Here is a 12588-nt window from a genome sequence, read left to right as displayed (position 1 = left end):
ATGCGAAGCTGAAATCGGCAAAGAGACGCAGAACTATAGAGAGAAAAAAGGCGTTAGAGAGTTTGATTAACGCGCACCGGGAAAAGCAGTTAAACGATATGCAGTCTGTTGCATGCAACATCGCAGCTGTTGTGGAAAACAGTACACCAAACTCATATATAGTGAAGCACCAAGACATTGGGGTTCAGATTCGAGAGCTCACCAAAGCTAGACGATATTTTACAGTTGAGGAAATAGATCGACCAAGAGTTGCAAAGACAAAAGTCAGTCTACATTCTAAAGATTCGATCATTCAAAAAGCCCTTAAGCAGGCAGAAGAGGAGTATGGATTACTTGCAGGAATAGATCACTTAAAGAGCTATGATGCTAAGGAAGACCCGTACCTAAAACACCTAAAGAAGAACAAGCGTTCTATCTTAGGTTTTTAATAACGTGAACATAAAATAAACGGCTAGTTTGAGTTATTCTCGCTAGCCGTTTTTATTTTCAGTGGAGCGTTACCTCTCCATACGTGAGCTAATCCGTTACGTTCTAATTTAGTAATGTAACTGACAAGGTTTTGTCCAGAACCTTCACAATTGGCACTTCGTAGCACAGAAGTGCCCCATTGTTAGGTAGAGTAAATACTCATTCTCACGCTGTTAATGTACGTTTCCCATACTAAAAGTTATCCGAACCCAGCAAAACTCAAAATAATGCTACACGAGTAATTTAACCAATTCTCTTTTCACTAACCTATTGATCTTATGTTGAAGCTGAAAAGGGAAATAGCATTATTTCATCATAAAATACGTGCTGTCGCCGTATAGAAGGCTTTAAGCTTTTCTTATGGCTTCATCCACCTCGTAAGAGAACTCCGTAAGTTGTTCAATCAAGCTTTGAACACTTTCTGCTTCTTTCGACAATGTCTCCTCAAGGTTAAACTCTTGTCTAAAAGCGAGAAGTGCATTTAGCCTTGCTTCAAATTCCTCTTGTGGTGATGGTTCGTTAACAATAGGTAACTCTTGGATTGTTTCTGGAAACAATCTGCGTGGGAAGCCATCTTCAGGAAAGCCCATAGACCTGAAATTGAAGCCTGGTATATCGGGTTTTTGGTCAATGATGTCTGCGACTCTGCAGATCCAATTTGAACTAGGACCAATTTTTTTTAACAAAAACCAGATAACAGCAATGATTCCATAGAATTTGCTTCTTTGGTCCTGGCCCAAGTCCAAAAGGTTAAAATAACCTTTTCTTGGTATGGATAGAGTCCGTGGGTTTGGTCTATTACAAAGCCTAGCGTGGTGCGCGCACCTATTTCTGATACCATTTAGGTTTATCAACCAGTTATCTAACTCTCTACGGTTGTCTAAACCTAGCCTGTTGCAGATCAGATCTTGGTTTTTGCCTGATAGTATGCTGTAGAATTTTGATAAGGCACCAAAATCCCAAACCTCAGCTGCGACCCAAATTGGAATAGGTTTTCCTTTATCCCGATGGCTATCAATACTTTCTTCTTTGCTGCCTTCAATCAATTTATTGTGACGTGCTAACCAGTCATCATAATGGATTTTTGCATCAGCCTTAAAAGCGTCACGTGAGAACTGTTTCCGGTCTAAGTAAGCTAGAGGTGCTATTCTACCAATCTCATGTGCAATGATTGTTCTCAGATAGATCTCTATCCTTTCCAATGCATCGGTAAACTCTATTCGCAACCGCTTATCGAACAGGTAGAACTCAAAGATATCTTCAAAGCATGTATTTACTTGAAATTCGTTGAAGTACTGGATGTCACGGCCATTGCGTTCAAATCTTCTAGACGTATGCCAATAACCCGACAACCTATAATACCCAACTTGAGTTAGTTTTCGTTGGGCACGAAGCGGGTCTTTAATTAACATACCTCTATCAGTTAAACGCTGAATGAGTTCGTCATATTCAAAAAATGGTTTTACTTCAATGGGTTGGGTCATTTCATAAATTTCAGGTAAAAAAAAGGCCAAGACGTCACTGATGCTAGATCAGGAGGGGACATTGGCTCTGTTGCCGCAAATTCTACGCCTATATGAACTAATGTCAATAGAAAATCTGTCCCACAACATAACCCCATATCGCATAAGAAGATAATGAAGTGTATACATTCTCAAATTCTAGTTAAATGTAATGATGTATAATCTTGCAAACTTGATTGCATAAGCAAGCATCTACATATCTAAATTAATCTATTGAGCAATAGAGTGAGGAGACATAGTGAAACTCGATAAATTACGAATCTCACGTTTTCAGAGTTATGGTTCAACACCTACAGAATTATCTTTTGACGATCTAACTTTTCTAATTGGCCCCAATGGCTCAGGAAAAACGGCTGCTCTTCAGGCACTTTGTAGAATGTTTGCTTTTGACCCATCTCTACGACGAATAAAGAAATCTGACTTCCATGTTCCATGTAACGAAACGGAGCACCCTGAAGAGCGAACACTTTGGATTGAAGCTGATTTTCTATTCCCTGAATTGCATGAAGAGGCAGATAGCACAACAGTACCACCGCACTTTGCTCATATGAGATTAGTCGATGGGGAAGATATTCCTCGAGTGCGATTTCGTCTAGAAGCATCAATGGGTATTGACGGTGATATCGATGAGTCATTGATATATGTCTTGGAGCTGGATGAAAATCAGCAACCACATATTACAGCTAAAGTTTCTCGTATAGATCGCAATCAGATTCAAATACATTATCTTCCGGCGAGACGAGACCCAGCTGAACATATAACCTTTGGAGCCAATGCTTTATTAGGACGTATGTTAAGAGCCGTTAATTGGGAGGTAGAGCGAGAAGCTGTAAAGGGGCATACAGACCAAATTAGTTCGAGCCTTGACGCCAACATATCGGTAAATGCTCTAAGCACAAGTATCCAAAAGTCATGGTCTTGTTTACATAAAGGGCAGTTTTTCACGCAACCAAAAATTACTTTTGTGGCGAGCGAAATTGAATCGCTACTTCGCCATCTGTCTATTTCATTTGCTCCAGGACACGATGAAGCTAACGTTGACTTTTCACGGCTAAGTGATGGGCAAAAGTCGATGTTATATTTGTCTCTGGTCCTTTCATCTCAGGCAATTGGTCGTTCAGTGTTAAAAGGAGACGACTCTTTTGATCCTGATAAACTTCGCCCTGCAGTGTTTACCTTAATTGCAATAGAAGAACCAGAAAATAGTTTATCTCCGCACTATTTAGGAAGAATTGTGAGTTCTCTTCAAGAGATGCTTGGTCACGGGGATGCTCAAGCTCTCATCGCAACTCATGCACCATCTATGCTTAGACGTATCGAGCCGAAACAAATACGTTACATGCGTTTGAACTCGGACAGAGAAACAACTATTGCTAGCATTAACATACCTGATGAGGAGCATTATGGCGATGCCCATAAGTTTGTCACTCAGGCGGTAAAAGCCTTTCCTGAAATATACTTTTCACGCTTGGTTATTCTTGGTGAAGGTGATAGTGAAGAAATTGTCATACCACGATTATTAGAAGCTAAAGAAGTGCCTGTTGACGCATTTGGTATTACCGTAGCCCCTCTTGGTGGACGGCATGTGAACCACTTTTGGAGGCTTCTTGAAGGACTAAATATCCCGCACATTACACTCTTAGACCTTGACGTGGGTAGATATCAAGGTGGTTGGGGGCGTATCAAAACAACCAATGATCAATTAATACTACATAAACCAACTCTTCAGTTAACTGGTGGCTTTACATTTATCCCAAGATGGGACGATTCTGACCACAAAATCAGAGATTATCATAATTATTTAGAAGAAATGGAAAAGCGACGGGTGTTTTTCTCTTACCCAATGGACTTAGACTTTGCAATGCTGAGAGCCTTTCCTACAGCATTCAATATCGAAATTGATGATCAAGTTGAACCAGAACTTCCACAGATCAAAGCGGTGTTGGGCAAGTCTCGTACCGAAGCATCGGAATACGACGATGAGGAACGAAAGTTATTTATTACATATCACAAGTTATTCAAAGTCGGCAGTAAACCCGCTGAGCATATCAGTGCTCTCTCTAAACTATCTGATGAGCAACTTTTGGTAAACATTCCCCCATCCTTAGAGCGGTTGGTTGAAGCTGCAAAAGAAATATTGTTGGAGCTTCCTGAATGATTAAAATAGAAAACTGGCAACCAGCTGACGGGTTAGTTCTGGAACCCAACGCCTATCGAGCAGCTAAGGAGCGTGAAGTTAGCTTAGCCTTGACGGCCGGCCCAGGTGCTGGAAAAACAGAGATGCTTGCTCAAAGAGCAGATTTTTTACTTCGTACTGGTTCATGTCGATACCCTAGACGCATTCTTGCTATTTCATTTAAGGTAGATGCGAGTAGCAACTTAAAGGAACGAATTAAGCGCAGATGCGGTATTGAACTATCATCTCGTTTTGATAGCTATACATTTCATGCTTTTGCTAAGCGCATTATAGAACGCTTTCGTCCAGTATTAACTGGGGATGAGGCCTTAGAAGCGGGCTTTACAATTGGCCCTAAAGTTCTTCATAAGCAAATTGATTTCACGGATCTAGTTCCGCTTGCAATAAAAATATTAGAGGAGTCCCCTTTAGCTAGAAATGCGTTGAGACAAACATACACAGATGTTTTTTTGGATGAGTTCCAAGATTGTACGAATCATCAGTATGAGCTTATAAAAGTTGCCTTTCAAGGAACGAATATTCGCCTTACGGCAGTCGGTGATACAAAGCAAAAAATTATGGGATGGGCCGGTGCACTTGACGGCATTTTTGAAACCTTTAAGGAGGATTTCCAAGCTGCCCCACTCAACATGTACCGAAACTTTCGTTCTGAGCCTAAGCTTCTTCAGTTGCAAAATGAAATAGTCAAAATTCTCGATCCTGCTTCAGTTATGCCCGAAGAGCAAGTCGCTGGAGACGAAGGTCACATCCAAATTCACCCTTTCGAAAACTGCCAAGAAGAAGCCGATTATCTTTCTGAGAAAATCGACATATGGATAAATGAAGAGAAAGTCCCTCCTGCTGAGATAGCCATACTCATCAAAAACCAACCTGACTTATATGCAATGAAGCTTATGGTAGCGTTGCGTGAACGAGGTATTCCATATAGGAATGAACAACAGTTGCAGGATATATCAGTTGAGCCAGCAGCGCGCTTAATCGTAGATTTTTTATTAAGCACTTTTGGTAAACAAGAGCCCTCTGCATGGATTCGCTTGATGGAAAAACTAGTTCCATTCACTGAGGAAGATGATGAAAGAGGAGAGCTAGTCCAAAATTGGCAACGCTTCATCATTGAGGAGAAAAAGGCAATAAATCAGAATCCGATAACTCCTGAAAATGCCAACAGATGGGACTGTTTGAAACGTTTTGTTGAAAAAGTAGGATTTCAATCACTAATGTCTCTGTCACATGACTATGAAACCGAATCACGTTTACGTGAAGTACTCAATGACACTTGCTCAAAGGTTGATCAGTTAATGTCAACTGGACTCTCTCTTCTGGAGTCTTTGAAACGCTTTGAAGATGATCAAGCAGTTAGAATACTCACAGTTCATAAGAGTAAAGGCTTAGAGTTTGACTCTGTAGTGCTACTAGGTGTTGAAAATGAAAGCTATTGGGGAAATCCAGATGAAAATTTATGTACTTTTTTTGTCGGGGTTTCAAGAGCAAAACGAAGGTTGTTACTGACACATGTTGGCTTTCGTTCTAGACCTGCTGACCACTATGGAAGGTGGAATACCCACAGGAGCAAACAGGAAAGATTTCTGGGGTGTGTAATATGATAACAAGGACTGTATTTGTTATTAACTAATACGTAAGAAAGTATCGCGAAAGTCGGTTTCACGCGATACTTTTCCTAATCTACCCAGCATGAATTAGCGTCACCAACCTAACTTACTTTTGTCCAAAAGTGAGTTTCGGTCTTTTTTGTCCATCGACAATAACAAAGTTTAAATCGCGTACCCTATTAGTTTGAGTTAAGATTCACCAAGCCTATCCCCTATCTCAAAATGCGCCGCCACTACCGGAGCGGCCATGACACCGATTGAACTACTCGAAGACGTGAAAGCGAGATTCCCTATCTTGCTGCACGACGACGAAAAGGCGCTGTTAAGCCTACTGCGTAAAGCGCTGGCCAAGTACCAAGAGATTGCCGGGTTTACCACTAAAACCCGCATCCAACAAAGCGACTTAGCCGATAACACTCAGTTTGAATTACCGTCCGACTTTGCTGCAAGACTGGTGGTCAAAGATGACCGTTTCCGTTATGTGCGTAGCGAGGTTTGGGGCAACGTTCTTGAGCTGAAATTAACGGGCGTAGAAACATTCCCACTGACATTGATGTACATGCAGAACGTTCTCAATGAGCCGTTTGATTCGTTCCAACTTCCAACGCCGTGCATTAGCTTGCTTGGCGACTATCTGGAATTGCTGATCACCATCCCGAACGCAGAGCGTCAACGCCGTATTGCCATCGCTGGCAAGTTGGATGTGACCGATATTGCTGCCGAACCTGATCTAGCCGCACGTAAAGCCGAGATTGAAAACTCAATGCGCGCGAACCGTGCCATTGTTCCACCAGTATCGTTGCTCTAAGCGAGGTGGCCATGAATCCATACATGCAGCTCGCCAAACGCGCGACCAATAACTTTATGAATAAGCCGTGGCTGCAAGGCTGGCAATGGGCGGTAGAAATCGACTCGCCGGACGCGCCAACGGACTTTGATATTTACGTAAAGGATATTGATTTTGGTGCTGGCTCTATCGATGCAGATTCATTCCAAGTCGGTTCAGGCTCTATTGCGCTGCCTACATACAGCAGTGTTGGCGAGATCACGCTAACGGTTCGTGATGACCAAAACCTGACTGTTTCTAAATGGTTTGAAAGCCGAATAAAGAAAGTCAGAAACCAAGACGGCACACTCAACATCCCCAAAGAGTACGTGTTCAAAATCAACATATTCACGCTCAATGAGGACGGCAAAAAGTCACTCTATAAGAGCTATCAAGTCTTTCCTACCAAGATTGGCAACGTGATGTTTTCACGCGAAAACGGCAACCAGATCCAGTCATTCCCACTCATTCTCCAAAAATTTATGTCTGTAGGTAACAAGGTACTGTAATGCACATTCCATCATTTCCACTACCAAGTAACATTTCAGAAGTGATTGAGTTTCGAGTCCCAACCGTGGAAGACGCTCTATTGTTCTGCGACCTCAACGAGTACCAAGAGGAAGCCAACACAACTCGCTATCTGAACCACATGCAAGACACCAGTAAGCGCCCTATGAGTGATAGCGGCCTATGGACTGGTGAAGATCGCCGCGCAGCATTGTGGTGGATTTTTATGTCCACCAGCGAGCTAGGCACTATTCCCTTTAGCTATGAGTGCGAGCACTGCAAAAAAACTCACTATCTCGATCTCAATATGGGCGAGCTAATGGAATCGGCCAAAGCGCTCAATGGATTGCCAAAACAAGAGATCACCTTAAACGTGAAAGGCAAGTCATACCTAGCGAACGTGAAACCACTAACCGGTTACGAAGCGGAGCAACTTGAGAACATTCGCAATGAGCGCGACCAGTACGAACCGGACAGCGCTGAATGGAAGCAACAAGCTAACCGCATGGCGCTCACTGAGCTGGCCTACTGCCTAACGTTCGAAGATCAACCCAAAGACCAAGACGATCCCCTAGTGTGGAAAATCGACCTATTGAAATCGATGTACCTCAACACGGAATTTCGTGTGGCCTTTGCCAAGGTTGAAAAGTGCCTACGCAATGCGCGTCACGGATTGCTTACTAAGTACGACGAGGGGCGTTACTACCTAGTCGCCACCATTCCGCAGTGCCAGAAACTTATCGAGCAAGGAGGTGAAGCAACTCGAACGTTGCTCTTACCCTTTCGGAATAACGACTTCATTACAACGTTTTGATTACGTTGGTTGGAACGTACTGATTGAGAACTTAACGATCTACGGTGGCCAGCCTATCGACGCGGTATTCAAAACACCTCAAACGATGGCCATAAGCCTAGATAAAGCGCTCCAAGACAAGGTGAAAAATGGACAGAAACCAACAAGAGGTTGATCTTTCACTGGTTGTTGATGCAGTGAAGCGAGCCAGTGACAAAGAGCTGACCGTGCTATCTGAGATTAGTCGCAAACTCGATGGCAAGACTCTACCAACGAGCCAACAAAAGGCCGTCCTTGCAGTGGATACTAAGGGCATCGAACAGGCGGTGACTAAGGGCGTTTCCAATGCCTCTCTTAACGTATCCACTATACCGAGCACTAATCCACAAAAAGAATTAAAACAACAATCAAGTGACGCACCTAAACCAAGTGGAACCAAGACCAAGCGAACAGGTGAAATTGAGCTGTCCTTTGCGCCTAGCCAGCCAACAGAGACACAAGCCAAGCCGGATGCTAAAGCGGTCGAGCAAAGCAGCTTTGTAAGTGGCGTAACGTCGATTGCTGACACGCTGAAAAGCGAGGACGTGCACGAGCCAGTAAAACAAGCGCCCGTTGTCGTGAATGTAGAAGCGCCAGAATCGAATTCTGAGCGTTTGGACACCTCAATCCTTGATGATGTAACAGAGAAGCTAGAAAAGGTCGTCTCTGACGCACTGGCAGAGTTTGAGGGCTATTGGGAAGACGCTAACGGCAAGCTTCGACGCTCCGATGGCCGCTATGCGAGTAAGCAAGAGCAATCGGCTTACAAGAACGCTCAGCAAACGGCATTAGAGCGCCAGATTGAAAAGCAAACCGACACGGAAAAGGAAAGCCAGAACGTTTTTGCCAAGGTGGCCACCAGCCTTAATCAACTGGCTATCAATAACGTGAAAGAGTTCCTACAGGAAGAAAACGACGCGACCGATGCGGCTGGCGCTGCGGCTGGTGGTTCGTTCTTCTACTCCGCTAAAGAGCTTTATCACTTAGAGCAAGACGCTAAAGAAGCATTGGATAATGTGACCGAAAAGGCCACTTCAACCAAGGACAAGCTTAAAGAATCGAAACTAGGCCGACTCTTTACCCGAGGCAAACAAGCGCCAGAGGCAGACAGTCAGGCCGTCACAGCCATAGAGACAGTTAGCCATGAACAACTATCAGCGACAAAAGATTCGTTCGAGACAAGCCATTCAACGCAAATTACGCCTAGTGATCGACCTAACCGTGATGGTGCTAGGGGTAACGATCCTGTCAATCTTGCTAGGGGCGATTCTAGCCGGATAAGCAAGGCCAGTGAGCTAACAAGCACCAAAGATCAGAGCTACCGAGCAAACATGCTTGAGGTATTGCACGAGTCCAGTGCTGACCGCGAACGCCAGTTCGATGATGTGCTAGATAAGCTTGATGATCTGATTTCGGCAACCAAAGCAGCGGCGAACGATGGCCAAGGCGGTCTATTAGATCTCGCTGGCGATATGTTTGAACGCCGCCGTGGGCGTGCTGGTGGACATACTGGCCGTAAAGCGGGTGGCAAACGTGGCCGAATCAAATCGGTTATGTCAGGCATTGGCAGCAAAGCCTCAAACGTGGCCAGCAAGGGCGTATCGATGGCGGGTGCTGCCTTTAAAGGTATGTCTAAAATCGGCTCTGTTGCTGGCAAGGCGATCCCTTTCCTTGCTCCGGCCTTAATGGCCTACGATGCGTTTAGCGAATTCACTGACAAAGACAAGCAGAAAGAGACGTTCAACCTCAAAGATAGCCAAGAGGCGACAACTGGCCAGAAAAGCTCAATGGCATTGGCGAACGTGCTCGATTTGGGTGGTCTAGTCAGTGGTGGTGCTGGTTTGCTTGGTGCGGCGCTTGGTGCGTTCGGTTTTGATGGTGCTAAGGAAGCGTTGACCTTTGATTCTGGTGATATGGCCAAGGGTATTTACAAGCTGTTTGGCGGCGAGATCGAGGGAGAAACAACGGCTAAGAGTTCTAAATTCGAAAGCGAAACTAATCACTCTAAGAGTGAAAGAGCTCAATCAGAGAAAGAAGAACACCTTAAAAGCGCCGAAGCCTACCACACTGCTAAAACATCCAATGATAGCCAAGCCATGCGCGAACTTGATGCGAAAAACTCAACTCAAGTGACCTCCCAAGAGGTATCGCAAAAGGCCAGCGAGCAAGGCATTAGCTACAAAGAAGCTTACCTTGCTGTGAAAAGCGAAAAGCAAGATAGCCAGGACAAACGTGTGAAAGTGGCCAAGGAAACGGGCATGGATATGTCCGGCATGGTCGAGCATCCCGACCTTGGCCAAGTCTACTCGCCAGAGAAGAAAGCCGAGCAGATTGCTGCCGTCGATGCGGAGATCAAGCGCCGTAAAGAGGCCAAGGCAGTAGCCGCTCTAACCAAAGCAGCGAACAACACGAAAACCAACAGCGTGACCACAGCCAGCCATGAATCATCCATCAATACCGAGCTAAGTAACCAGAAAACGGACACGTCATCCGTGGTGAAAGTGGACACCGAAAACACCTCGAATAAGACGGTTGCGACTCAATCATCCATCCAACGCAATGAACGAGTTAGCGAGCTGCAAGCACAGGCAGCAATGAAAGACCTCAAAGAGAGCGGCAAGCCTCAAACCGTGGAACTTAGCAAACATTCACTGGATGCCATTGGGCGCGCGGTTAGCGGCAGCGATGCAACCAAACCAACCACTATCTTTGCAGCGCCTAGCAGTAGCTCAAGCAAAGACAAGCCAGCCTCATCCACTAAGGCTAGTGGCTCTATTCCTCTCAACTTTGATGACCGTTCGTTACAGCGTCAAAGCGCTGATATGGAGTGATAAATGAGCCAAGAAATTGATTACTTACTACGGGTCGATATTGATGGTGTAAAAGTAGCCGATGAGAAACACGCGATCGTTGCGCGCGTATCTGAATGGCTCGATACACCTCAAGGCCAAGTTTGGGGCGCTCCAAAATGGGGCAACAGATTAGGGGCATACAAGCATGAACCAATAAACGAAACCACAGCAGCAGCTATCGAAAACTCAATCCTATTAACCCTCCCAATTGACGTGAAAGACGCGGTGGTTCAAGGCATTGCCGTAGAGCCAAGCGTGGACGGTATCGATGCCTACAAATTGACGATCGTTGTGAACGGTCAAACGTTGGAGAGAGGTATTACGTTTTGAGCAAGTTAGAAGAAGTCAAAAAGACCTTTAACGAGGCGATTGCTAGTTCAAGCTGGTGGTCGCGTCATATAGGTTCGCAGTTCGTTGACTACCTTTGCTTATTTGTGGCCAAGATTGTTGAACGCATGGCAGCAATCAGTAGCCGTGCATTGCAAGAATCCTACCTGACGCTAGCCACTAAACGCACCTCCATTTTGGCGGGTGCTGAAACTGAGGGCTATGTAGGGCGAAAAGCAGCGCCATCGAAAGGCTGTGCGCTAGTGACCAATACCGGAACAAAGCGCGTTACCTTGCCGAAATACAGCCAATGCGTGGCTGACAATCAATTGCGCTATACGCTAATGGAAGCCATTGATCTTATGCCGCAAGAAAGCGCCGCAGTAGAGGTGCAACAGTTCGAAGTGTCCAAGATGAACTACACGGTCGATGAGGGAAAAAACTGGTTGGCCGTGGCGTTCCCTCAAGAGCTGACTAAGCGTATTCATAACATCATCGTGCGTGTGAACGGAGAAGAATGGACGCACGTCTTTAAGTTTCGTAATACAGACGGCAAATCCAAAGCCTACATGGAGTATTACAAGCCAACCGACCAGCTAGGCGTTCGTTTTGGTAACAACAATAACGGTCGTGCGCCAGCGACAGGTGATGTAATTGAGTTTGAGCTATGGCTGACTAATGGTGTGACTACCCTACTCGATGCGCAGTATTTAGAGCTTATCGATATGGGGATTCAAAGCGCCTATAAAGACCAGCTCTCAATCAAAACTTCCACCAGCATTATCGGCGGTGCAGAGCCGGAAGACATTGAATCAATCCGAAACAACGCCCTTTACTCGCCAATCTATGACGAGCAGATAGCGTGGGACTCGGATTACATGACCTTTGTTAAGCGCAATATTTCTGGTGTTACTTGGTTGTCGATTTGGGGTGAAGCGGAGCAGGAAAAACTCACAGGAACGCCGGACGTTCGCAACATCAATACGATCTTTATTTGTGCTTACTCTGCCGATAAAACCGACGAGATTTTGAATCAGGAAATCCAAGTTCTATTCGCTGGCCGAGAGGGCTATAACGAGCGCTATAAGCTGGTGGAGCGTAAGGACGTGCCATTTACCGTGACGGTCAAAGGTAAGCTTTACCCAAGTTCAAATCCAGAATGGGCGACAAAGGTACTGGCCGATGCGTTAGATGAGAAATTTGGCAAACAGACAAGTCGCAATGAGCGCATTACCAAAAACCAAATTTGGGATGCCATCCAAGAGCTCAACGTGACTTTGGGTATTAAAGAGTTTGAGGTTGAAGTCGTTGGGATTCTTGACCGCATCCCGATTGATACTTACCACTATTTAGATGTGAATGCGTCAACCATTCAACTGAACTTCGATTACTCATAGAAGTTTTCGCACGGAGCAAGAAAGACACGGATGTTTTCGCATGCGAGAA

General features: G+C 45.0%; 10 protein-coding genes. 9 read left to right on the top strand and 1 reads right to left on the bottom strand.

From position 1 onward, the window contains the following. A partial coding sequence (locus IQP38_RS18890; RefSeq protein ID WP_228010120.1) for a hypothetical protein occupies positions 1-428 on the top strand: 428 nt, incomplete at its 5' end. Positions 429-815: 387 nt separating this feature from the next. Here the strand turns inward: IQP38_RS18890 and IQP38_RS18885 are convergent. Then, the gene (locus IQP38_RS18885; protein ID WP_228010119.1) at positions 816-1982 is read right to left on the bottom strand and encodes an Abi family protein; all 1167 of its coding nucleotides are present in this window, start codon (positions 1980-1982) and stop codon (positions 816-818) included. Positions 1983-2229: 247 nt separating this feature from the next. On the opposite strand from IQP38_RS18885, the gene IQP38_RS18880 reads away from it, so the two are divergent. The 8 genes from IQP38_RS18880 to IQP38_RS18845 all read left to right on the top strand — a co-directional run bounded on the left by IQP38_RS18880 (position 2230) and on the right by IQP38_RS18845 (position 12539). Then, positions 2230-4149, top strand: coding sequence for an AAA family ATPase (locus tag IQP38_RS18880; RefSeq protein WP_065101170.1), 1920 nt, complete (start codon positions 2230-2232; stop codon positions 4147-4149). Beyond that, a complete protein-coding gene (locus IQP38_RS18875) occupies positions 4146-5792 on the top strand; it encodes a UvrD-helicase domain-containing protein (RefSeq protein WP_193837895.1) in 1647 nt (548 codons plus the stop codon). The genes IQP38_RS18880 and IQP38_RS18875 overlap by 4 nt, the downstream gene beginning before the upstream one ends. A 253-nt stretch (positions 5793-6045) precedes the next feature. Beyond that, the gene (locus IQP38_RS26600; protein WP_228010118.1) at positions 6046-6606 is read left to right on the top strand and encodes a hypothetical protein; all 561 of its coding nucleotides are present in this window, start codon (positions 6046-6048) and stop codon (positions 6604-6606) included. An 11-nt stretch (positions 6607-6617) separates the two neighbouring features. Beyond that, the gene (locus tag IQP38_RS18865) at positions 6618-7133 is read left to right on the top strand and encodes a hypothetical protein (RefSeq protein WP_054866402.1); all 516 of its coding nucleotides are present in this window, start codon (positions 6618-6620) and stop codon (positions 7131-7133) included. Then, the gene (locus IQP38_RS18860; protein WP_193837894.1) at positions 7133-7945 is read left to right on the top strand and encodes a hypothetical protein; all 813 of its coding nucleotides are present in this window, start codon (positions 7133-7135) and stop codon (positions 7943-7945) included. Before IQP38_RS18865 ends, IQP38_RS18860 begins: the two co-directional genes overlap by 1 nt. 128 nt (positions 7946-8073) lie before the next feature. Next, entirely contained in the window at positions 8074-10794 is a 2721-nt protein-coding gene (locus tag IQP38_RS18855; RefSeq protein ID WP_193837893.1) for a hypothetical protein, read from the top strand. A gap of 3 nt (positions 10795-10797) precedes the next feature. Then, positions 10798-11145, top strand: a complete 348-nt coding sequence (locus tag IQP38_RS18850) for a hypothetical protein (protein WP_193837892.1) — start codon at positions 10798-10800, stop codon at positions 11143-11145. Continuing rightward, positions 11142-12539, top strand: a complete 1398-nt coding sequence (locus tag IQP38_RS18845; protein ID WP_193837891.1) for a hypothetical protein — start codon at positions 11142-11144, stop codon at positions 12537-12539. Before IQP38_RS18850 ends, IQP38_RS18845 begins: the two co-directional genes overlap by 4 nt. Positions 12540-12588 lie beyond the last annotated feature (49 nt).

Origin of the sequence: Vibrio sp. OPT41 (genome assembly GCF_015163595.1) — a bacterium.
Lineage (GTDB): Bacteria > Pseudomonadota > Gammaproteobacteria > Enterobacterales > Vibrionaceae > Vibrio > Vibrio alginolyticus.
The sequence above is the reverse complement of the archived record's forward strand: the minus strand, read 5'-3'. Positions and strand labels throughout refer to the sequence as shown.